Source organism: Pedobacter gandavensis, assembly GCF_032678745.1.
Classification (GTDB): Bacteria; Bacteroidota; Bacteroidia; order Sphingobacteriales; family Sphingobacteriaceae; genus Pedobacter; species Pedobacter gandavensis_C.
This window is the reverse complement of record NZ_JAVTST010000001.1, coordinates 650,059-672,517: the sequence shown is the minus strand read 5'-3', so window position 1 is coordinate 672,517 and position 22,459 is coordinate 650,059. Positions and strand designations below refer to the sequence as shown.

At 39.2% G+C, this 22,459-nt stretch carries 19 protein-coding genes; 10 read left to right on the top strand and 9 right to left on the bottom strand.

What is annotated here, in order from left to right; genetic code table 11:
- Nucleotides 1-439 precede the first annotated feature (439 nt).
- Nucleotides 440-1,330: a magnesium/cobalt transporter CorA gene (corA, locus tag R2S10_RS02630; protein ID WP_316838882.1), complete on the bottom strand. Its 891-nt coding sequence runs from the start codon at nucleotides 1,328-1,330 to the stop codon at nucleotides 440-442.
- A 156-nt stretch (nucleotides 1,331-1,486) separates the two neighbouring features.
- On the opposite strand from corA, the gene R2S10_RS02625 reads away from it, so the two are divergent.
- Complete coding sequence (locus tag R2S10_RS02625) at nucleotides 1,487-1,663, top strand: hypothetical protein (RefSeq protein WP_316838881.1); 177 nt, start codon at nucleotides 1,487-1,489, stop codon at nucleotides 1,661-1,663.
- Nucleotides 1,664-1,688: 25 nt separating this feature from the next.
- On the opposite strand, the gene R2S10_RS02620 is transcribed toward R2S10_RS02625, so the two are convergent.
- Genes R2S10_RS02620 through R2S10_RS02610 form a run of 3 tightly spaced genes read right to left on the bottom strand, consistent with a single transcriptional unit; the run spans nucleotide 1,689 to nucleotide 3,723 of the window.
- Nucleotides 1,689-2,081 (bottom strand): DUF3471 domain-containing protein, encoded by a 393-nt coding sequence (locus R2S10_RS02620; RefSeq protein WP_316838880.1) that lies wholly within the window; start codon nucleotides 2,079-2,081, stop codon nucleotides 1,689-1,691.
- An 18-nt stretch (nucleotides 2,082-2,099) separates the two neighbouring features.
- Nucleotides 2,100-3,332, bottom strand: a complete 1,233-nt coding sequence (locus R2S10_RS02615) for a serine hydrolase domain-containing protein (RefSeq protein WP_316838879.1) — start codon at nucleotides 3,330-3,332, stop codon at nucleotides 2,100-2,102.
- Between the two features lie 52 nt (nucleotides 3,333-3,384).
- Complete coding sequence (locus R2S10_RS02610; RefSeq protein WP_316838878.1) at nucleotides 3,385-3,723, bottom strand: DUF6249 domain-containing protein; 339 nt, start codon at nucleotides 3,721-3,723, stop codon at nucleotides 3,385-3,387.
- Nucleotides 3,724-3,838: 115 nt separating this feature from the next.
- On the opposite strand from R2S10_RS02610, the gene R2S10_RS02605 reads away from it, so the two are divergent.
- From R2S10_RS02605 to R2S10_RS02590, 4 genes are all read left to right on the top strand, one after another.
- Entirely contained in the window at nucleotides 3,839-4,225 is a 387-nt protein-coding gene (locus tag R2S10_RS02605) for an RNA polymerase sigma factor (protein WP_316838877.1), read from the top strand.
- Nucleotides 4,218-4,445, top strand: coding sequence for a hypothetical protein (locus tag R2S10_RS02600; RefSeq protein WP_316838876.1), 228 nt, complete (start codon nucleotides 4,218-4,220; stop codon nucleotides 4,443-4,445). Before R2S10_RS02605 ends, R2S10_RS02600 begins: the two co-directional genes overlap by 8 nt.
- Nucleotides 4,446-4,656: 211 nt before the next feature.
- The gene (locus tag R2S10_RS02595) at nucleotides 4,657-6,105 is read left to right on the top strand and encodes an RtcB family protein (RefSeq protein ID WP_316838875.1); all 1,449 of its coding nucleotides are present in this window, start codon (nucleotides 4,657-4,659) and stop codon (nucleotides 6,103-6,105) included.
- A gap of 86 nt (nucleotides 6,106-6,191) precedes the next feature.
- Complete coding sequence (locus R2S10_RS02590; RefSeq protein WP_316838874.1) at nucleotides 6,192-7,727, top strand: TROVE domain-containing protein; 1,536 nt, start codon at nucleotides 6,192-6,194, stop codon at nucleotides 7,725-7,727.
- 311 nt (nucleotides 7,728-8,038) lie between these two features.
- On the opposite strand, the gene R2S10_RS02585 is transcribed toward R2S10_RS02590, so the two are convergent.
- From R2S10_RS02585 to R2S10_RS02570, 4 genes are all read right to left on the bottom strand, one after another.
- Entirely contained in the window at nucleotides 8,039-8,650 is a 612-nt protein-coding gene (locus tag R2S10_RS02585) for an RloB domain-containing protein (RefSeq protein WP_316838873.1), read from the bottom strand.
- A complete protein-coding gene (locus tag R2S10_RS02580) occupies nucleotides 8,637-9,980 on the bottom strand; it encodes an ATP-binding protein (protein ID WP_316838872.1) in 1,344 nt (447 codons plus the stop codon). The genes R2S10_RS02585 and R2S10_RS02580 overlap by 14 nt, the downstream gene beginning before the upstream one ends.
- Before the next feature lie 148 nt (nucleotides 9,981-10,128).
- Complete coding sequence (locus tag R2S10_RS02575; RefSeq protein ID WP_316838871.1) at nucleotides 10,129-10,530, bottom strand: JAB domain-containing protein; 402 nt, start codon at nucleotides 10,528-10,530, stop codon at nucleotides 10,129-10,131.
- Nucleotides 10,531-10,585: 55 nt separating this feature from the next.
- Entirely contained in the window at nucleotides 10,586-10,846 is a 261-nt protein-coding gene (locus R2S10_RS02570) for a hypothetical protein (RefSeq protein WP_316838870.1), read from the bottom strand.
- 732 nt (nucleotides 10,847-11,578) lie between these two features.
- On the opposite strand from R2S10_RS02570, the gene R2S10_RS02565 reads away from it, so the two are divergent.
- On the top strand, nucleotides 11,579-12,424 hold the full coding sequence (locus R2S10_RS02565; RefSeq protein WP_316838869.1) for a DUF6266 family protein: 846 nt from the start codon (nucleotides 11,579-11,581) through the stop codon (nucleotides 12,422-12,424).
- A gap of 142 nt (nucleotides 12,425-12,566) precedes the next feature.
- A complete protein-coding gene (locus R2S10_RS02560; RefSeq protein ID WP_316838868.1) occupies nucleotides 12,567-12,911 on the top strand; it encodes a rhodanese-like domain-containing protein in 345 nt (114 codons plus the stop codon).
- A 71-nt stretch (nucleotides 12,912-12,982) separates the two neighbouring features.
- On the opposite strand, the gene R2S10_RS02555 is transcribed toward R2S10_RS02560, so the two are convergent.
- On the bottom strand, nucleotides 12,983-13,495 hold the full coding sequence (locus R2S10_RS02555) for a glutathione peroxidase (protein ID WP_316838867.1): 513 nt from the start codon (nucleotides 13,493-13,495) through the stop codon (nucleotides 12,983-12,985).
- 302 nt (nucleotides 13,496-13,797) lie between these two features.
- On the opposite strand from R2S10_RS02555, the gene topA reads away from it, so the two are divergent.
- The 3 genes from topA to R2S10_RS02540 all read left to right on the top strand — a co-directional run bounded on the left by topA (nucleotide 13,798) and on the right by R2S10_RS02540 (nucleotide 22,458).
- Nucleotides 13,798-16,380, top strand: coding sequence for a type I DNA topoisomerase (topA, locus tag R2S10_RS02550; RefSeq protein WP_316838866.1), 2,583 nt, complete (start codon nucleotides 13,798-13,800; stop codon nucleotides 16,378-16,380).
- A 28-nt stretch (nucleotides 16,381-16,408) separates the two neighbouring features.
- On the top strand, nucleotides 16,409-16,813 hold the full coding sequence (locus R2S10_RS02545; RefSeq protein WP_316838865.1) for a hypothetical protein: 405 nt from the start codon (nucleotides 16,409-16,411) through the stop codon (nucleotides 16,811-16,813).
- 83 nt (nucleotides 16,814-16,896) lie between these two features.
- Nucleotides 16,897-22,458 (top strand): alpha-2-macroglobulin family protein, encoded by a 5,562-nt coding sequence (locus R2S10_RS02540; protein ID WP_316838864.1) that lies wholly within the window; start codon nucleotides 16,897-16,899, stop codon nucleotides 22,456-22,458.
- The last annotated feature ends 1 nt before the right edge of the window (nucleotide 22,459 follow it).

Here is a 22,459-nt window from a genome sequence, read left to right as displayed (position 1 = left end):
GTAATTTGATTGTGGTTCATTAACGATAAAGCGTCTATAATAAACTTCAAAACTAATCTTTTTCTATTAGGCTGCTTGTAATAACCTTGTGCTTTTTCAATTTTCTTTTTCCATTAAAGATTGAGGGCTGTACCTGCAAAAAACCAATCCAAAATCTAAGTGGTTATTTTTCAGTAAACTACAACTAAACCTACCCGTTCGGGTAGGTCAGTTTTTAGCTATAAAAGTTTAAATCCTACCCCTAGGGGTGGGAAATAATGTACATCAGACCTGTATGTTTGTCCAAGATTAGAACATCATACAAATCCAGATCACACATTTCATCATTAGTTTGAAAGATAAAAAATAGCGACAATGAATGCAGTTAACTGCTAAACAAATTGGAGCCTCTCAAGCCGGCAGTGTAACTACTGCCGGCATTTTTTATTTAAAAAGATATCTATAACCATCCTTTTCTTTTAAACCAAAAGTAAATGGCCACCGTAACCACAACCATCAAGCCCATTACTCCAGGATAACCCATCTTCCACTTTAGCTCAGGCATAAATTCAAAGTTCATCCCATATATCCCAACGATAAAGGTTAAGGGCATAAAGAATACCGAAAAGATAGTCAACACCCGCATAATTTCATTCGTCTTCTGGGAAGAAGCAGAAAAATAGATCGCCAGCAACTGGTGGATGTTTTCGGCAAGAGAATCCAGCATACTTTGATGCTTAACATACAAATCCCGCGTATCCCTCGTGTTCACATTTCCTTCTTTGGCATCCAAAGCATCAATAATATCATAAGATAGAATCAACATCCTTTTCAGGAGGTCAATTTTCCGCTTCAAATAATAAAGCCCTTTCAATAACGGCGCTTTCTTAGGTCTTAAGAAAACGATTTCTTCATAATAATCAACTGATTTAGCCAACTTATTTAAAGGCTCTGTATAAGTATTCAAACAAGCACTGATCAGTAGATTTAATAAATCTAAAGTGCTACCGCATTTTTCATTTTTAATCAATTCCGCTATTGGGGCAATTAAATCATGAGTTCTACGATGAACCGTAATCAAAAAATGATCTGAATAGAAAAAGGCGATTTTATGAGTCAGCTCCTGAACCGTGTCCGCTTCAGCCACATTGTTCTGTGTATGTATTCTGAAAATGATGAAAGCATAATCTTCCATCCTCTCATATTTTGGCAAATGATCCGGCTGTAGACAATCGTTAACCAGGGCGGGATGTAATTTGTATTTTTCAGCGATAACGGAAAGCTCTTCAGTTGTTGGATCGGTTAAATCAATCCATTCCAATTTTTGATGCTCAGCAAGGTTATTGATCATATATTTCTTTATAGCTAACTAATTGATATTTGTAACACCCATCATATGCTCATTGTTCTGATCTTGATAAACCTTATGATCCCCACAAGTGTTATACCCGTATCCATTGAAATGCCATAACAAGAAAAAACCAACGATAACCTTAATTTTAAAGCTATGAATAAGTTTTTTAGAGCCATCATTGCTGCCTGGGGAGCAAAAAAACTAGGCGGAGGCTGTTTATCAACGATTATTATATTCGTTGTGATCTATATGATGCTAGGTAAATGTAATAATGGTACCCGAGCTGCTCAACATCCCCTTCAATCAGAAAGACCTGTAGTTCATAAGTAGAAGGGCTAATAAATCAATATTTAAATTACAATTTCTTAGCTTCCATTTCGCTATTCTGGATCTTGGTCAAGCTGATGACCTTTCCTTTTGCATCCAGATTAAAAATAATGGATGCGTCCAAATCACGCGCAAAAAACTTGTGTTTAGCAAATGGCACCAGCTCTTTTCTATCCTTTCCTACCTGTCCGTACAGCGTATTATTCTCCAACACTATCTCAAATACCGGCCCCGGATTAAATTGATACTTGCCCGGATAACTTTCCATTATTTTAACAGGGACATTGATTTTTTTCTGAGCTTGTAGTCTGATATTTTTACGAACACCGGCGTTCGGTAGTCCCGTATCAGCAATGGTAAAACCCTCTACCTTTCCACTTTTATTTTTTTCGAAACTAAAGCTGCTCAGGCTGTGTTCCAAAATAAAATGATCTTTTTCCTAGGGAATCAAACGAGTTCTTGGGCCACCCAGATAGTAATACATCAGGTTCCCATCCTGCAACCTGATATAATGATCAGGACCATTTGCCGATTTATATATTCCCTGATAAGCCTCTAGTTCAGACCTTGTCATGGTAAAGGCTTTATAATCGTAAGGTTTTCCTAAAGCCAGGGCAAGCATTTTCGAGGCAAGGATATCTGGGTTATCAGGGCTATCACAGTTCCTGAGAATAGATATGAACATTTTTTTTTCCGGCAGATAAGCGACGTAGCAGAAAAACCCGTTAACTACCCCTACGTGTTTGACACTGGGAATTCCCTGCACATTGCCAATTTCCCAGCCATAACCATAACCGGTCAGCCTTTCTTTGTTAAGCTGATAAGAGGTATGTGCTTTGAGCAGTCTCTCTGCTTTCAGGAATTTCCCATCATACAAGGCGGCATACCATTTTTGCAGGTCTTCGGCAGTAGAAAGCAGCGAACCAGCGGCGTACGGTAGAGTCATGCTCAGGTACTCTGCATTTTGGTAATGCCCATTCCTGTGGACGTATCCTGATACTCTGCCACTGATTAGCTTAGTCTGGTTGTCGTAATACGAATTTGTCATCCCTAAAGGTTTGAAAATGGTCTCCTCGATATATGTTCCATATGGTTTACCTGTTATTTTTTCAATAATGTATCCCAGTAAGATATAACCAGAATTGGAGTATTTATAGTTCGATCCCGGCTCAAACTCCAGTGGCTCATCTTTAAAAAGGTCAACCAGTTGTTTAGGTGTCAAATCCTTGCGTTTGAGTACTGCTGTGAAGCTTGGCAATCCGCTATAGTTAACGATCCCAGAGGTATGGGTCAGCAAGGCCTCAATAGATATCATTTTTTGCTTTTGGGGGAAATCCGGGATGTATTTACGAATATCATCGCTCAATGATAATTCCCCTTGCTCTTCAAGCGTAAGGATAGCGCAAGCCGTAAACTGTTTAGTAACCGAGCCCAGTCGAAATACATGATCTGATTTCATATCCACATCAAGCTCTATATTGGCTTTGCCAAAAGCTTTTTTATAAATCAGCTCCCCTCCTTTGGATAGGTAAATTACTGCACCCGGACCATCTTTAGGATAGGCATTTCCGATCAGCGCGTCAAACAGTTCATTTTCATTCTGTCCCATGGTTATCAACGGAGCAAGCATAGAAAAGATAAGGCATAGCATTGCCATTAATGATGTTTTCATTTGTTAAAAGTTATTGATAAATAATTAGGACTACTTATCGTTGATCCAGAAGCTAATTCCCTTTTTGCATTCTTTTTAATAAGGCATAAGATGAAATCAAGGCTATACCCAGGCCAATAAACACAAAAAAGGTAATGGTAAGGAGTTTTTCCAGTTGGAGTATATTGCTAACTACAGTGCCTGCAGCGATTCCAAGCGCAATGCCTATACTGGTCATTCCCAATATGAGCAGATAAGGCAGCAGGTTGGTCTGCCCTTTAAAGTGATCAGGAGATAGCCCTTTAGCGATAATTTCCATTCGTTCCTTGTGCCTTGTGGTGAAATAGTAAAAGCTAATGCCGAATACAACCAAGGAGATCGATATAAATAATGCTGCTGATGTGGTTTCCATGTTTATGCTGATTTCCTGATAAGACTGTATATATTTATAATTGGTCACAATGTGACCTGTTTTTCTGAAATGTAGTCTAACCTATTGTAGATATGAAATTAATTTAGCCACAAGCATGCTGTTCGGACGCGACCGTAACGAAGATTATTTTTTAAAGAAGGCCATTCTCGGTGAGCGAGAGGGTTTTGAGTATTTAATGAAGACCTATCAAAACTTGGCTTATACCCTGGCTATCAAAATCTGCGGGAATACTGAGGATGCAGAAGAGGTGATTCAGGATGCCTTTATGAAAGCTTTTAATGCATTGGCAAATTTCCGGAGTGCCTCCAAATTTTCGACCTGGCTATATCGGATTGTTTACCATACGGCCTTAACTAAAAAAAGTGCCAGACGCATGAATAGCGAAGAGTTAAATGAAGAATCGGGTGCAAGCGCATATTTATTAGATGAATGTTCCTTCAGCGGAATTTTCCGAAAAATTATTGCATGCAGCTATGACTAGTTACCGAATAAGTTACAGCACAAAATATCGAAAAGAAGAACGATTAGGGAAAGTTATTCTAGGCACATTGATATTTTTCAATGTGATGATGTTTTATCGTTTGAACCTTTTTGATATCACCCCTAAATGGCTATTGATTTCTTTACCGTTTGCAGTTGGATTGGGTATTTTAGTTAAAATGAACTTACGGGTAGCAAAAGAACTGTCTAACCTTCCTTAACATCATAATAATGTAGCGCCTTATGGAACTGTTCCCTAATCTGCTTGACCAATAGCATGTGACTTATCAAGGCATAGGGGTTTACAGGCATTTTTTTGATTAAAGAATACTGCTAATTGAATTATTTTAATGAAAGTAGTAAATAAAATTTTACTACGCAAATAGACTGCGCAGCACTGCATTTACTTTGTATCATCAATTAGAAAATACAATGGAAAAGATCAACAACAACGATTTAAGCACACTAGGAATTAACGAACTGGAAGTATTGATCAGCTTTGGCCGCGTTGCCAATGGTTTATTGAAGCACAATGTTATGGATAAAGCCGATATCATGGCTAATCTGGAAAGTTTGTTAAACGACCCTATGGAATATGCTTTGAGAAAAGGTGGCAAGTTTAAAAACCTTGCTGAGCTTGTGATTTCCAAACAAAAAGAAGGTAAAATGATTAAACAGGAACGTAGCAACTTCAGGCTAAAAGAAGCCGCGACGGACTTCCCTATTTATGGAATCGAACATATTGAAATGGGCGCGCTTAGCCAAATGAGAACCGCAATAAAGCTACCAATCAGTGTTGCAGGGGCACTTATGCCCGATGCACATCAAGGGTATGGTTTACCTATCGGTGGTGTGTTGGCCACAACAGCCAATACGATTATACCATTCGCAGTAGGTGTAGATATCGCTTGTCGGATGTGCCTGAGCATTTTTGATCTTCCTGCACAAATGCTGGATAACGAAACGATTAAATTGCAAAATTTATTACTTGACCATACCAATTTTGGAATAGGTGGAGTTACAAAAACGTATTTCGACAGCTCATTATTTGATAGCAATAGTTGGAATGAAACCAAAATGATCAGGTCATTAAAAAACAAAGCTTATACGCAGTTGGGAACTTCTGGTACAGGTAACCACTTTGTGGAATGGGGTGCGCTGACGGTTGCAGATGGCGTTTTAAATGACATTCCTGCAGGAAACTATCTGGCTTTGCTATCCCATTCCGGTTCCCGTGGTTTTGGTGGTAGCATTGCGAACCACTATTCAAAAATAGCGATGACCAAGACCAAACTGCCTGACGAAGCAAAACACCTCGCCTGGTTGGATCTGGACAAAGAGGAAGGACAAGAATATTGGATTGCAATGAACCTGGCTGGCGAGTATGCAAGTGCAAATCACCATGAGATCCACAACAAAATCTCTAAAGCGATGAACCACAAACCGCTGATGCGCATAGAAAACCATCATAATTTTGCATGGAAAGAGCTACTAGCGGATGGTACAGAGGTCATGGTTCACCGCAAAGGAGCTACTCCGGCAGGAAAAGGGGTTTTAGGAATTATTCCGGGAAGCATGAGTACCCCAGGATTTGTAGTTCGAGGAAAAGGTAATGAAACAGCACTGAATTCGGCCTCACATGGTGCTGGACGCTTAATGAGTAGAACTGCCGCTTTTAAAACTTTGGATAAAGCCGCAATTGCAGCCAATCTGATCGATAAACGCATTACACTAATGGGTAGCGATGTCGATGAATCACCAATGGCTTACAAAGATATCCATAAGGTAATGGCTGCACAAACCGATTTGGTGGAGGTTCTGGCTAAGTTTGAACCAAGAATAGTGAGGATGGCAGATCCAAGAGAAAAACCAGAAGATTAAAATATTTAAAATAAATTATTACTGCGCAAATAGACTGCGCACAGGTATACAATCTTTGTATCAACAACAAAAAAAGGAGGTTTCCAATGAAATTTAACATACTCAGCAGATTTAAAACACAGTTCAAAAATCATCAAAATGAAAAAGCATTTATGATGACTCCTAAAATGGAGCTGTATACTACTGTAGTAACCTGGAACCTCAACAATTCATTCTACGAAAAGAGTGAGGATAGATTAACACGTTTGCGCAGTCTAATCGCGAAATGCGACCCGGTATTTGTAGGTAAACTGGCCATTTATACACGCACTAAAATGCATATGCGCTCTGTGCCATTGGTTCTGGTTACTGAACTGGCTAAAATGCACTCTGGTGATAATTTAGTTGCGCAGGTTACCAATGGCGTAATTTGTCGCGCAGATGAAATCACAGAATTATTAGCCTGCTATGAAATGATGAACGAGCGCCAGGGCACGAAAAAGTTGAACAGATTGTCTAAACAGCTACAAAAAGGCTTAATGATGGCATTTAACAAGTTCGATGAATACCAGTTTGCGAAATACAACCGTGACAGTGCGATTAAGTTCCGTGATGCACTCTTCCTGGTTCACCCAAAAGCAAAGAATGAATTGCAGCAAGATCTATTTGATAAGATCGCAAAAGATACGCTGCAAACGCCTTACACTTGGGAAACAGAACTTTCTGCCTTAGGTAAAGTTGGCTTTGATAGTACGGAGACCAAAGCAATCGCATTTCGCCACAAATGGGAAGAACTAATAGAAAGCAACAAATTGGGTTATATGGCAGTCCTGCGCAATTTGCGAAACATCCTGGAAGCTGGTGTCAGCTATTCGCACATAGAACAGGTATGCGATACCCTGACCGATCCGGCTAAGGTTATAAAAGCAAAACAATTCCCTTACAGGTATTTATCTGCTTACCGGGAATTGTTGACAGCGAGAAATGTCCTTAATGATGGTTATACTGCTGAGCTCCTTGATGCTCTAGAAATAGCCGTCCAGATCAGCACCAATACCATCAAAGGTTTTGATCAGGATACTCATGTGTTATTAGCTTGTGATGTATCGGGTTCTATGCAAAAAGCGGTTTCCGAAAACTCAAAAGTCCTGTTGTACGACATAGGCTTGATGCTGGCTATGCTATTACAAGCTCGCTGTAAAAACGTAAGAGTTGGTATGTTTGGCGACATCTGGAAAACCATAATTGTACCAAAAAGGAACATACTGGCTAATGTTCAGGAGTTTTATAAACGTGAAGGTGAAGTAGGTTACTCAACAAATGGCTATCGAGTGATCGAGGATTTACTGCTGCGCAAAAAAAAGATGGACAAAATAATGCTGTTCACGGATTGCCAGTTATGGAATTCGGACCCAGCTAGCGGTAAAGACATTCAATCTATGTGGCTTCGCTATAAAAGAGAGGTTGTGACTGACGCTAGACTATACCTTTTTGATCTGGGCGGTTATGGTCAGGCACCATTACAGCTCTTGCAAAATGAGGTGTACTTAATCGCAGGCTGGAGTGATAAAATCTTTGACGTATTAGATGCATTGGAGCATGGAGGCTCCGCTTTAGAAGCCATAGATAAAATAGAATTATAAAATATAAGGATGCCGTAGAAAAGGGATACTTCGCGCCAATTCATGGGGGTGGGCAATGTGGTGTAAGCCGTGTTGAGGGTTCGAGTCCCTAATGCAGTCCCCCTAGCCCTGATCGAATTTTGCTCCTTATTTAAATTAAAAAAAAGAAGATGCCGTAAGTAAGCGTTACTTCGCCATCCACTCATATAAGTCGCTTACTGCTTGTTACTCTTCTTTTTTGTTTATAATTTCATTCTTGTAGTCGGTAATGCCGATTACAAGAATTTTGATATTTAATCACTTATGTATCAACATACTTGGCTTCAACTAACCTATTTAAGGTCAATTCCAAGTATCTCAAATATTTTATATATCTCTGCTTTTGCCTGTCTCGGTTGATCTATATCAAAGCTTCCCCTTCTTTTTGCATTAGAGATGGCGATCTGCAAATTGGGACGGAGTCTTTTGTAGATATCAGGATTCGTTCTAATGAAGTACTTTTCTGATTTTGCATAATCTGTTAACAGACAAAAATTAGTAAACTGCCTACCAACTGAACCACATTCCGAATAATATTTGCCCTGGTCACTTACGTGCATTAAAAACCAAAATTCTAGACAAGGGGCATTGATTAGGATCTTGATGTTATCATTACCCTTTACCTCTAGTATAAATTTATTCAATTCAGCTAGTGTGTTTTGTGCAATCACAACATCAAGATCAACAATCCATATAGATACATCATAAGTAATCGTATTTGCTTTAACGATCTCAAACTGATCAGCAAGTTTCTTTCTTTTCGGTAATTCTGGCTGTATAGAGATCCCTTTTAAATCTTCATTTGTTTTAAGCTTCTGCAAATACCAGAATTCGGTCTCCCCGTCCACTACAATAGAAAATGTTTTCCTTCCTGGCCTTCTTTTCGGGACCTTATTCTGCCTCATTATCTAAATTTATATAGTAATCACTTAATTGTGGTACTGCGCCTAATTTCCCTGATTTGTAAGCGTTAAAAACAGAGGTTGTATCCCTCACTATGCTCGAATCAAAATCACTTAAAGCAAATAGTTCCATACTCCCATCCTCCTTTTTTTCAGTAAACCAGATCACATCATCTCTAAGAATTTCCCTTTCCATCAATAACTCCCTATAGTGTGTAGTAGCGATTAGTTGACATTGTTTCACATTAACAAGAAATAATAATAGAAAATGCTTCACCAAATCCGGATGTAAAGAGGATTCTAATTCATCAATTAATACTACACTCGGATTCCTTAGCATTTGATCCAACAATCCACTGTATTGAAAATACCTTTGGGTTCCCTGAGACTCCTCTTTATAGGGTAAGTTGTATTTCGAAACCATACCATTGTTTAATACGGAATGTTGAAATTCAACTTCAATAGTTTCTACACTCTCCACTGCACTGAACATGCTTCCATTGGATGGAAGTGTAGATTCAATTCGTTTAGTAAGAACTTTTAGTATTTCCTCAACAACTTCATTATCTCCAGAATATTCAGTAACCTTTTTTTCTACTGTTAAATCAGTGATTTTAAAATCTGCCTTTTTTAAGAATTGAACAACATGATTTTTACTAATTTCCTTAGATTCCAATCCTTTGCTAATGATATGTTCAAAGCTCGTATTCGGAGAAATTAGACTTTTAAGCACCTTTAAAAACCAATCTGTTACATTTCTTAGTTCATTTGAATCTACATTGGTTTTCAAAAAACCGTTTAATACTGGGCTATTCCACAGGGTGTTTGCCTCCAAAATCGCTTCCTGGCTTTTCTTAATTTTAGCTTTAGCACCAAACTTTATAAAGCTAAGCTGCCTTTCCTGATCTGTAGTTCTTTCGAATACTAAAGATTTATTTGGAGAATAAAAATCAAGTCTTTCATAGATAATTGCCTCGGTTGTAAAGGAAATTTCATAAAAATACTTAACCCCGTTTGCAATAAACATAAGTTCAAATTTCGAGGGGTCTTTGGGTGATTTTTCATCAAACAAAAATGGCCAAAAGTTTAACTTCTCGTGCTTATCTCGGGTAGAAGTTAGAATTAAAGCCCTTAAAAACGATAAACCCTTTAAAAGAGTAGTTTTACCCGATCCATTCGAACCATAAATAAGGGCAAGCTTCAATAACTTTTGCCCGGTACAAGGTTCTATAAAATAATAATCCCCTAAATCGGTTGAATTCTCTGGCTCAAAAGATAGCGTAACTTTATCCTTTACGCTTCTATAGTTGGAAATAGAAAAGTTAATTATCATGTTTTTTCCTTTAAATATGTAAGTCTATTGCAAATATTAACATAAAACATTGGCTTTCCTGAGCTTTAGAAAATTATTTTAATTCTTAATGAGTTCAACAACAAAGCATTCTAATAATTAGACTATCGACTGATGAGGATAATGCCAACTATAACAACTTCGCACAGGCGAAGCTGAAGTATCCCTTCTCATTTATAATTAAATGATCTATAATATTAATATCTAAAAACTTCCCTGCATCCTTTAATTTCTCCGTCAAGGCGATATCCTCATTACTAGGCTTTAAAGTCATCGTAGGATGATTATGCGCCAGAAGCAAGCCTGTAGCTCCACTTTTTAGTGCTGCACCAAATATGATCCTTGGATCCGCTATCACTCCTGTTAATCCACCTGTAGAAACGTTTAAGATTCCCAATACCGCATTACTCCTGTTTAAAAGAATTACTTTAAATTCTTCAACAAGTTCAATCAAATCCATATTCCAATGCTGCTTAAACATTCGGTAAACATCTTCTGTACATTTTAATACAGGTCGTTCATTCGCTTTCATTTTAGGCTTGTATTGTAATTCTATTTCTGATATTTTATATAAACTGTGATTCATTTCAGGCCTCCTTCTGTGTTAATGGTGATATAGGGTATATTAATTTCATCTGGTCTACAGTAGGCACCAAAGCCTTTTGCAACTGTATGATGCTTAAAAAAGAATTCGGCAAAAACAGATCAGGATCATGTACATTCTTTAAAACATGTACACAATTCATCAACTGAATTAAATCGAACTGTAGATCATGGATAAAATCATGATCGTAATCCTCGATTTTATCTATTTCTATAATTATTTTATTGTTTTCTACTCGGACCATAGCGCTTAGTTTTTAAAGAATGAAATGTTCGGAATTATCTACCTGGAAAATTTCGATTCCCTAAACCGGAGCCGGAGCTTTGGCACTTGGCTGATGATGACAGCTAAAAAGTAAGATTAAATTTGAAAGAGATAAGTGTCTTTTTTTTGTGTTCATGGCTCATTGTTTTTAAACGAGCCTATTGGGAGATCATCACAAATAAATGTGAGGACCGCAAACCACCGACATGACTAAAAGCTTCTGACACCTTACGCAAAATGGAATAACAGCAGCCCTCACATCCATTATTTTGGATATACAAGTATAAGTGCTTGATAGCACAAATATGGGTATTTTCTACTGTCTTATTCTGCGGTGTCAGAATTATTGCCGATAAGACTCTTACTAATACTTAATCACAAGACTAATATTATTAATTAATTCAACAACAACAAATCTATTTAATTAATTTACAATTAAAAATATCTGCAAAGCTCCTCTCCATCCCATACTGTCTTTAATATGCTTTCGAACTGAACCTTATTCTTATAAGTCTTCTCTTCATCTCTTATTAATGGTTGATTAATCCTTAATAGGTCTAAAAGACCATTTAACTACTATTTAGAGACAAGTAGACTATGTATTTAATACCTATTTATATTAAAGGGATCTCGAGCTCATCTATAGCGGATGTCGAACTAATTGACTACCTTACCATTCACAACACACTGTTTACCAACTAACAATAACGCTATGGGAAGTTTACAAAACGGATTATTTGGTGGATTTATTGGCCGGGTAGGCAATTTGGTAGGCTATATGCTGAACGAGAAGAACGTGATTAGAACCATTGGACATAGTGGCAAGCCCCTCAGCCCTGCCAGAAAGATCAATTGCAATAGGATGAAAATTGTGAACGATTTCCTTCGACCACTTATTCCATTTATAAAACTTGGCTTCAAACTAAAAGTACTGGGAACCGACAGAAACTATTATAATGAAGCTGTTTCCTATAATAAAAAACATGCAATAACCGGTGAATATCCCAATGCATCCATGGATTACTCCAAAGCAATGCTGAGCATGGGAAGCCTATTAAAAGCCGAAAATGCGCAAATCCAGGTCATAGGAACAGAAGTTGAATTCAGCTGGGATGTTCCTGCCGATCTTCCATGGCAAAATAGAATGGACAGAGCGATGTTACTGCTTTGTTTCCCTGAGCGTTCCAAAGAAAGCCATTGCCTCAGTGCATCCCGTAGAGAGGATGGAAAATATAGAATGTATATCCCCCTATATTTACTGAATGAAAGAATGGAGGCTTATATTTCATTTATCAATGACGATGGATCTGAAATTTCCGACAGTGTTCATGCCGGTAGTATCGCTAAAATGGAAAAGATAGCTGAACCAGAAATGGAGAATGCTATTTCAGAGGCAAAAGAAATGAATATTAGCAACAAACAGGCCCCTGCTAGTATAAAACCATTAAATAGCACCAAAACACTGCCTAAAACCGCTGGAAACAGAAAGCTTAACCTAAAGTTAAAAGCTCAATTACAGCCAGCTCCAAAGATCAAAATCCCAGACAAGCCCAATTAATCAGAATTTACCAAAACTCAGAACATAAACGAGACTGAATAGAGAACTCATTTTTCTATCTCTTTGGCGAAGCTTTCTTCAACAAATCCCCTTGTTCATGTTCCCTACACAAAAAACGGTATTTTAACTGTAAATTTGCATCATGGAAATGGAACACCCAGATTCTTGCGAAATAATGCAAGGATATACAGAAATAGATGCTACACAATTGAGCGTGCTTCAAAAAGAAACATCAACATTAATTATAGATGTAAGAGAACGTCATGAATTCCCAATATTAAATGGGGAAATATTCATAAAAACCCCAATGTCTGAGTTTGCTGCTTTTTTAGCTACAGACATTCTTGAGGAAAACATTGTATTTATTTGTCAGCATGGTATACGTAGTGTTGCTGCGGCAGAAGCACTCTATGAAAAGTACGGACAGGAAAAGCAGATTTACAGTCTAAAAGGTGGTGTAGTAAAATGGAGGAACTACTTTCTATAAAACACCATACTGTTTATTCAAAAAAAAACCTGTCTCGATTGAAACAGGTTTTTAAAGCATTCTAACGAATACTAAAGATTTTTAGTTAGCTCTTCGCTTAGTGGTTTCACTTTAGAGCGGAAACGGTGTACCAACTCTCCTTTTTCATTGATTAAGAACTTCTCGAAGTTCCAGTTGATGTCACCAGTAAAATCAGGGTTTGCAGCGCTCGTCAGGTATTTGAACAGTGGATCAATGTCATCTCCCTTAACACTCACTTTTTCACTTAATAAAAAGGTCACGCCAAAATTCTTTTTACAGAACTCTTTGATCTCTGCATTGGTTGCCAATTCTTGTCCGTTGAAGTTTCCTGCAGGGAATCCGATTAACACAACATTTTTCCCATATTGCTTGCTCAGTTTTTCCAGTTCTTCATATTGAGGAGTAAACCCACATTTAGAAGCTGTGTTCACAATCAGGATTTTCTTTCCCTTAAATTTCGACAACTTAACTTCTTTCCCGTCGATGGTTTTAAAACTGAAATCATAAACGCTTTTTGCCGGTGGGGTAAAAATCAGACTTAGTAATATTAATAATGTATTCATAGTTTGATATTATTTAATGTATAAACGAAGTTAAGCACAAAAAGATTGTTTGAACCAAAAATAACGTTAAAACTCACACAAATCAGTTCTTACTCTTCAATTCAACTGAAGAACCACATAATCATACGCTATTAAATTTTATAAAAAAAACACATTACGACGGATAAGCCCCATAAATAAGCTATATATCACCACTTTATAACAGGTAAAATGAGGCTTTTTCAAATTTATTTACTATAAAAATCGTATCGGATTTTGAAATTAGCCTTATTTATAGCTTTATTTGCAGAAAAACGTTCTGAATGGCGAAGAATTTATTAATAGTTGAGTCACCTGCAAAAGCTAAAACCATTGAAGGGTATTTAGGAAAAGATTTCCTTGTTAAATCAAGTTACGGACACATCCGGGATTTGGTTAAGGGGGATATGGGCATCGATGTGGCCAATAATTTCGCACAGACCTATGAGGTCCCTGCCGATAAAAAGCATGTAGTAGCCGAGCTTAAGAAGTTAGCCAAGGAAGCCGAAATGGTATGGCTAGCGTCCGATGAGGACCGTGAAGGGGAAGCGATTTCCTGGCACTTATTTGAGACATTAGGACTAAAAGAAAATAAAACTAAACGTATTGTATTTCACGAGATCACTAAGCCTGCAATATTAAAGGCAATAGAAAATCCACGTACAATCGATTATAACCTGGTAAATGCCCAACAGGCACGTCGTGTATTAGATAGATTGGTAGGTTTTGAGCTTTCTCCGGTATTATGGAAAAAAATCAAACCATCTTTATCTGCAGGTAGAGTGCAGTCTGTGGCTGTACGCTTAATTGTAGACAGAGAAAGAGAAGTCAATAAATTTAATGCAACTGCTGCGTTTAAGGTATCTGCACAATTCGGAACCGGAACAGGTAAAGAAGTGGTTAAAGCAGAATTGCCACAGCGTTTTGAACAAGAAGCAGATGCAGAAAAGTTCCTTAACGACTGTATAAAGGCGGGATTCAGTGTAGCTAGTTTAGAAACCAGACCTGCAAAAAGAAACCCTGCTCCTCCTTTTACGACCTCTACCTTGCAACAGGAAGCTTCCCGTAAACTGGGATATTCTGTATCGAGAACGATGCAAATCGCACAAAAACTGTATGAAAGTGGACGTATCACCTATATGCGTACCGATTCCGTGAATTTATCGGAAACAGCATTACAGGCAGCAGCAGCGGAAATTAACTCTGCATGGGGCGAGAAATACCATCACTTAAGAACATATAAAACGAAATCTGCAGGCGCACAGGAAGCTCACGAGGCCATCCGCCCTACTTATTTCAACCACCATACTGTTACCGGTGATAATTCAGAACAACGTTTGTATGAATTGATCTGGAAGCGTGCCATCGCTTCTCAGATGTCTGAGGCACAGTTTGAAAAAACTACTGCACAGATTGCTATCAGTACCCGCAAAGAGCATTTAGTTGCAGAAGGTGAAGTATTGAAATTTGATGGTTTCCTAAAAGTATACCTGGAATCCAGCGATGACGATGATATCGAAGATTCGGAAGACAGTAAAATGTTGCCTCCATTGGCTAAAGGTCAGGAATTGACGCTTAGAGAAATGAATGCAACAGAGCGTTTCTCTCGTCCACCAGCAAGATATACAGAGGCCAGCATGATCAAGAAACTGGAAGAACTGGGTATCGGTCGTCCTTCTACTTATGCACCAACCATTTCTACGATTCAGAACCGTGGTTATGTGGTCAAAGAAGATCGTGATGGTCGTCAGCGTTCCTTTACATCAATTGTATTGGCAAATGGAGCGGTTAACAAACAAATTAAAACAGAAATTACAGGTGCAGAGAAATCAAAACTCTTCCCAACAGATATAGGCGAGGTTGTAAACGACTTCCTGGTAGAACACTTTAAAGGGATTGTCGATTTCAACTTTACAGCAAATGTAGAGAAGGAATTTGATGAGATCGCACAAGGTCTACAAGAATGGACTAAAATGCTCCACTCCTTCTATACCCCTTTCCACCAGGAGGTAGAAACTACTTTAGAAACTGCAGAACGTGCAAACGGAGAACGTTTATTAGGGGTTGATCCTGTTTCTGGAAAGAATGTATATGCTAAAGTGGGTAAATTTGGCCCATTGGTACAAATCGGTCAGAATGATGATGAAGAGAAACCGCGTTATGCAAGTTTAGCTAAATCTCAATCGGTGGCTACAGTAACGCTTGAAGATGCTTTAGAGCAGTTTAAGCTTCCGTTCCAACTGGAAGACTACGAGGGTAAAGAAGTTTCTGTAGGTGTAGGTCGTTTTGGCCCTTACGTGAAATGGGGAGATACTTACATCTCTATCCCTAAAAATGAAGAGCCTTTATCAGTAGATAGAGACCGCGCAATAGAAATTATTCAGGAGAAAATCACTGCTGATGCCCCTGTTGCACATTACGAAGGTTTACCAGTTACTAAAGGTAAAGGCCGTTTCGGTCCTTTCATCAAATGGAACGACTTGTTTATCAATGTACCAAAGGCTTATAACTTCGACGAACTTTCTACTTCTGACATCAATGAGCTGATCAGTAAAAAGGTAGAAAAAGAGGCAAACAGGTTCATCCAACAATGGAATGACGAGAAAATTGCCATTGAAAACGGCAGATGGGGACCTTTCATCCGTTTCGGTAAAGACATGCTGAAATTGGGTAAAAACCCGGCTACAGGTGAAAAATACACACCTGAGGATCTGGCTTCCGTTTCTCTGGAAGAAGTGAAAAAACTAATCGTTGAGCAGGTTCCAAATGCATTTGAGCCTAAAGCAACAAAGAAAAAAGCAGCAGCAAAAACCACTACTAAAGCGGCCAAAGCACCTGCAAAAAAGAAAACAGTAGCAAAGAAATAGAATTAGGTAGCCCCTAAGGAGTATAATTATGAAAAAAGATCTTCCAGAAAATATAGTAGAAGATATCGCAATAGCAGTGGTATTGACAAGCGAAAGCCCGGAGTTTAAAAACTGGACCGTATACCTGGTTAACCTTAAAAATGAGGTTTTAGAAAATGTAATGATCAGCTCCAAAGGTTACGGAGAAAAAGACGGTAGAAAAGTACAGACTTCTGTGTTGCGTCATTCTCTGGGAAATGTCCTTCCGCAATCTTTTGCAGGTGTGGAAGCGATCGCTCCTGAAGTGCTAGGCCTAACCAATGAATACTGGTTGAGCTATTACCTAAATAGTGTGATGTACGACAAGAAGTTTATTTTCCTTCCTGAAAGCATCGTTGACGAGAATTTAATCCGTATTCCTCTGGTGAATAAACCAGGAGTTATGATAAAATAATCCCATTAAATTTCGGTTTAGTTTCCGGAATCAATCCTTTTTGTTAATTTTCATGTCTATTTCTACCTACAAGAACAGATTACATGAAAATTACACAAAAAGGATTTTTTATTGGCGCAGTTTCGCTCGTCATTATCGGCCTTGCCACCTTCTTCTTACTAAAGAAGAAACCCTCAAAAGACAACAATCAGGCCTATGCAAAGTACATAGAAGCCTATACCTCCGGTACGGTATCCAAAAAGAGTAACATTACGATCAGATTGGCCAGTCAGGTGAAAACCATGGGCGATATTGGCGTTGCTGATACCAGAGATTTATTCAGTAGCTCCCCTTCTATCAAAGGGAAAACTTACTGGATTGATGCGCAGACCTTAGAATTCCGCCCAGATGAAGCACTGGAATCCGGAGAAACCTATGATGTGACTTTTCATCTGGACAAGGTTACGGAAACAGAGGACGGATTGGGTGATTTTGATTTTGACTTTAAAGTCATCAACCCGGGATTGAACCTGACACAGGAAGGTTTAGTTTCTCAAAATAACACTTCCCTGGACTATATGAAGTTGAACGGAGAGATCAGCACCGCCGATCAGGAAGATTCAAAACTGATTGAGCAGTGTCTAAAAGTTGATTTCCCAGGTACTTTAAAAGTGAAATGGCAACATTTCCCAGCAAAAAACACTTCAAAATTTACAGTAGATAGCATTCCTAAAGGTAAATCGGAAACACGATTAAGCCTGGATTGGAATGGCGATCCGATTAAAGCGGGCAGAATAGGGCAAGAAATCCTGGCTGTCCCTGCAAAAGGGGTTTTCAAAATCCTGAATATGAAAGCGGTTCAGGATATGGAGGATTTTGCATTGGTACAGTTTTCTGAACCGATTAATGTAGGTCAGGATTTAAACGGCCTGCTTACTTTGTCGCAATTGGCAAACCTTAGGTTTACAATTGATGCCAGTCAGGTGAAAGTATACAGTCCGGATAAATTGGAAGGCAATTACCAGTTCACAGTCAATGAAGGTATTGAAAACATCAATAACAAAAAGCTGGCTGCTGCAAAAACTGCCAACATTGTATTTGAGAATAAACTCCCATCGGTAGAAATTTCTGGAAAAGGAACAATTCTTCCGAACTCAGGAAAATTGGTATTGCCATTTGATGCGGTGAATCTGAAAGCTGTTGATGTGACGGTGATTAAAATTTATGAAAATAATATCCCTCAGTTTTTCCAGAGCAATGGATTTGATGGAAATCAGGAATTGCGCCGTGTAGGTAGACCGATCGTTCAGAAAACCGTCCGCCTGGATGAGGATAAATCGCTTAATCTGCATAAGAAAAACAGATTTACCTTAGACTTGGATAAAATCATCCGTACAGAACCAGGTGCCATGTACCGGGTTACGATTGGATTTAGAAGTGCTTACAACCTTTTCAATTGTGCAGAAGCTACTGAAGCAGAAGGCAATGAGAATGAAGACGAGTTTGAAAATTACAATATAGAAAAACTGGATGAATTCGACGATTTCTGGCTGAGGTACGACAATTACTACCCAAGTAATTACAGCTGGGAAGATAGAGATAACCCATGTACCCCATCCTACTATAGAAGTGACAGGTTTGCGAGTCGCAATTTAATTGCTTCCAATATTGGCCTGATTGCGAAAAGTGGTAATGACGGCAGTATGCTTATTGTTGCTACAGACCTGCTAACCGCAAAGCCATTGAGTGGCGTGTCTATAGAGTTACAGGATTACCAGAGACAGGTGATTGAAACCGTTAAAACTGATGGTGATGGAATGGTAACTATTGACCTGAAAAGAAAGCCATTTTTATTGGTGGCCAAAATGGGTGAAGAACGTGGTTACCTGAAGGTAAATGATGAAAATGCATTGCCATTGAGCAGATTTGATGTGGCTGGTGATGTGGTTCAGCATGGTTTAAAAGGCTTTATTTATGGGGAGCGTGGCGTTTGGCGTCCAGGAGATTCTTTGTTTTTATCCTTCATCTTAGAAGATAAACTGAAAAAACTACCAGGTGCATACCCTGTTACCTTTGAGTTATATAACCCTAAAGGGCAGCTGGTTAAGCGCGCAGTAAATGGAAAACCATTAAATGGATTTTATTCATTTAGAACAGCTACCGAAAGTACTGCTCCTACGGGTAACTGGCTTGCAAAAGTGAAAGCCGGAGGCGCGGTATTCTCTAAAACACTTAAGATTGAAACGGTCATGCCGAATCGATTGAAAATCAATTTCAATTATGGCAATCGTCCATATTTAGGTTCCGGTGGCCCATCAACGGCTACCTTATCGGCCAATTGGTTGTTTGGCGCGCCAGGGAAACACCTGAAAGCAAAAGTAGATGTGAGCCTCAATACCATGAAGACTACCTTTAAAGGATATGAGGCTTATAGCTTTGACAATCCTACCGTAGTTTTTGAATCCCAGGTAAAAACCATTTTTGAAGGCACATTAAATGAAAATGGAACGGCTACCGTAAATACAAATCTAAATGAGAACAACACGGCACCGGGTATGTTAAAGGCCAATTTCTCAATTAAGGTATTTGAAGCCGGCGGTAATTTCAGTATCGACAATTTTAGCATCCCCTACCATGTGTATTCCGATTATTACGGGATTAAAACTCCGGAAGGTGATCGTTTAACAGGAATGCTGCTAACGGGCAAAGACCATCAGATTGACATTGTCAATGTAAACAGGGATGGAAAACTGCTTGCCGGTAGTAAAGATGTAGATGTAGAACTTTATAAAGTGCAATGGCGCTGGTGGTGGGAACGTGAACAGGAAGATGCCTATGCGAATTTCACACAGAACTCTTACAATAAACTGGTTACCAAGGAAACCATATCCTTAAACAATGGAAAAGGCAACTGGAAGCTAAGAGTTGACGAACCGGAATGGGGCCGTTACCTGATTTTAGTCAGAGATCGTAGCACCGGTCATGTGACCGGAAAATCGGTCTATATTGACTGGCCAGGATGGGCACAGCGTGAACAAGGACAAAATCCTACGGAAGCAGCGATGTTGTCTTTTACAGCCAATAAAACCAAATTTAAGGTGGGCGAAGAAATCGTATTGACCATCCCTTCGGGCAAAGATGGCAAAGCGCTGATCTCTATTGAAAATGGCAGCAAGGTGTTGAAAACCTTCTGGACGGATACTAAAGCCGGACAAACGCAGTTTAAATTCAAGGCAGAGAAAAGCATGACACCTAACGTGTTTGCCAATATCACCCTCTTACAGCCTCATGCGCAAACGGTAAATGACTTACCGATCAGAATGTATGGTGTGATCCCATTGTTGATTGAAGATCCGGAAACGATACTAAAACCGTTGATCAAAATGGCGGATAAGTTGAAGCCAGAAACGGAGAGCAGCATCAGTATCAGCGAGCAAAACGGAAAAGCAATGACCTATACCATTGCTATTGTAGATGAAGGTTTACTAGACCTTACCAGGTTTAAAACACCAGATCCTCATGCTGTTTTCTATGCCAGAGAAGGATTAGGAGTAAAAACATTTGATTTGTTTGATTATGTATTAGGTGCATGGGGAGGTAACTTAGAAAGAATCCTGAGCATTGGTGGTGATGGTAGCATCAACAAAAACCTGAACCCTGCTAAAGCGAATCGCTTTGTGCCGGTTGTTAAATATATGGGGCCATTTAGCTTATCGAAAGGTGGCAGCAATACCCATAAATTTAAATTACCACAATACATTGGAGCAGTAAGAGCAATGGTAATTGCCGGTCAGGATGGCGCTTATGGTAATGCAGAGAAAAGCGTACAGGTGAAAAAACCTTTGATGCTGTTGGCTACCCTGCCAAGGGTTATCGGTCCGGGTGAAAGCTTTACCTTACCTGCAACGGTATTTGCCACAGAGAAAAACCTGAAAAATGTGAGTCTGCAATTACAGGCAAGCAATCTGGAGGTTGTGGGCAGTAAAACACAACAGCTCGTGTTTAAGCAACCGGGAGAGCAAATGGCTTATTTTGAGATTAAAGTTCCTGAAATCACTGGAATTGCGAAAGTGAAACTGATCGCGCAAAGTGGCAACGAAAAAATAGCCTACGATGTGGAACTGGATATTCGCAATCCGAACCCTTATGTGAGCAATGTGGTTTCGGCAATTGTAGAACCAGGTAAAAACTGGGGAATGAACTATGCGCCAATAGGCATGGCAGGAACCAATTCCGGAAGTCTGGAATTATCGGCTATCCCTCCCATTGACCTCAAAAAACGACTGGGCTATTTAATGCAATACCCACATGGTTGTGTAGAACAAACAACTTCTGGCGTGTTTCCACAGCTGTTTCTGAATAAATTAACGCCACTTAGCGAGCAACAAAAAACGACTACTGAGCGCAATATTAAGGCTGGTATCAATAAATTACGTGCTTTCCAAACCGGTGATGGCGGACTAGGCTACTGGCCTGGTGCAACCAGCGCTGATGAATGGGGCAGTATTTATGGGGCTCACTTCCTGATCGAAGCACAAAATGCAGGATACACGTTGCCGGTTGGTATTCAGGATGAGCTATTACGCTACTTAAAAGGTAAAGCTTCAAATTGGGCGCCTAACAGCAGCAATTTCTATGGAGCTGATCTAACCCAGGCCTATAGGTTATATGTCCTTGCCTTAGCTAAAAAGCCTGAAATGGCGGCAATGAATAGATTAAAGGGATTCCAATATTTGTCGGTAGCGGCAAAATGGCGTTTAGCAGCGGCTTATCAGCTTGCCGGACAAGCTGCAGCAGCTAATGGTTTGATCAAAGGATTATCAATTGAAGTACAACCTTACCAGCAATTAGGCGGAACTTATGGTTCTGGATTAAGAGACGAGGCGATGATTTTGGAAACCCTGACTTTACTGGGTCGCAAGGGAGAAGCAGCTAAGTTACTACAACCTGTTGCCACCAAGCTGGGAGCCAATGAATGGTATAGTACGCAGACAACCGCTTATAGCTTATTGGCAATAGCAAAATTCTGTGGTGCCAACACCAGTTCCAACAACATGAAATACAGTTATTTTATTGATGGAAGAAAAGGAAGTAAGGATTCAAAAGACTTCCTGAATAGCATTCCTTTAACCTTTAAAAACCCTACAGTGTCCATCACCAATACTGGAAACCGAGTGTTATTTGCGCGTTTGATCCTGCAAGGACAACCTGCAGCAGACCAGAATACCTTCCTTCCAAACAACCTGGAAGCTTTGGATATGAACATCAGCTACAAATTGTTAAATGGAAAAACAATTGATCCTTCGCTGTTAAAACAAAGTACAGATTTCTATGCGGAGGTGACGATTAAGAACCCTGGTAAAATGGGCTATTATGAGCAAATGGCATTGACGCAAATTTTCCCTTCCGGATGGGAGATCATCAACACGAGAATCAGTGATACCGAAAGTGCGATTGCCTCATCCCCTTATATTTACAGGGACATCAGAGATGACCGTGTGTTTACGTATTTCAACCTGAGGGAGAATGAAACGGTGACTTACAAAGTATTGCTAAATGCGGCTTATATTGGCCGTTATTATTTATCTGCAGTACAATGTGAAGCGATGTACAATAACAATATAAGTGCTACAACAGCAGGGAAATGGGTGCAGGTAATTAAATAAA

Coding starts and splice junctions, on each gene's coding strand:
- R2S10_RS02560 (WP_316838868.1), top strand. CDS start 12,567: ATGGAAATGGAACACCCAGATTCTTGCGAAATAATGCAAGGATATACA.
- R2S10_RS02545 (WP_316838865.1), top strand. CDS start 16,409: ATGAAAAAAGATCTTCCAGAAAATATAGTAGAAGATATCGCAATAGCA.
- R2S10_RS02610 (WP_316838878.1), bottom strand. CDS start 3,723: ATGGAAACCACATCAGCAGCATTATTTATATCGATCTCCTTGGTTGTA.
- R2S10_RS02615 (WP_316838879.1), bottom strand. CDS start 3,332: ATGAAAACATCATTAATGGCAATGCTATGCCTTATCTTTTCTATGCTT.
- topA (WP_316838866.1), top strand. CDS start 13,798: ATGGCGAAGAATTTATTAATAGTTGAGTCACCTGCAAAAGCTAAAACC.
- R2S10_RS02600 (WP_316838876.1), top strand. CDS start 4,218: ATGACTAGTTACCGAATAAGTTACAGCACAAAATATCGAAAAGAAGAA.
- R2S10_RS02540 (WP_316838864.1), top strand. CDS start 16,897: ATGAAAATTACACAAAAAGGATTTTTTATTGGCGCAGTTTCGCTCGTC.
- R2S10_RS02585 (WP_316838873.1), bottom strand. CDS start 8,650: ATGAGGCAGAATAAGGTCCCGAAAAGAAGGCCAGGAAGGAAAACATTT.
- R2S10_RS02570 (WP_316838870.1), bottom strand. CDS start 10,846: ATGGTCCGAGTAGAAAACAATAAAATAATTATAGAAATAGATAAAATC.
- R2S10_RS02625 (WP_316838881.1), top strand. CDS start 1,487: ATGAATAAGTTTTTTAGAGCCATCATTGCTGCCTGGGGAGCAAAAAAA.
- R2S10_RS02605 (WP_316838877.1), top strand. CDS start 3,839: ATGCTGTTCGGACGCGACCGTAACGAAGATTATTTTTTAAAGAAGGCC.
- R2S10_RS02565 (WP_316838869.1), top strand. CDS start 11,579: ATGGGAAGTTTACAAAACGGATTATTTGGTGGATTTATTGGCCGGGTA.
- R2S10_RS02555 (WP_316838867.1), bottom strand. CDS start 13,495: ATGAATACATTATTAATATTACTAAGTCTGATTTTTACCCCACCGGCA.
- corA (WP_316838882.1), bottom strand. CDS start 1,330: ATGATCAATAACCTTGCTGAGCATCAAAAATTGGAATGGATTGATTTA.
- R2S10_RS02590 (WP_316838874.1), top strand. CDS start 6,192: ATGAAATTTAACATACTCAGCAGATTTAAAACACAGTTCAAAAATCAT.
- R2S10_RS02595 (WP_316838875.1), top strand. CDS start 4,657: ATGGAAAAGATCAACAACAACGATTTAAGCACACTAGGAATTAACGAA.
- R2S10_RS02580 (WP_316838872.1), bottom strand. CDS start 9,980: ATGATAATTAACTTTTCTATTTCCAACTATAGAAGCGTAAAGGATAAA.
- R2S10_RS02575 (WP_316838871.1), bottom strand. CDS start 10,530: ATGAAAGCGAATGAACGACCTGTATTAAAATGTACAGAAGATGTTTAC.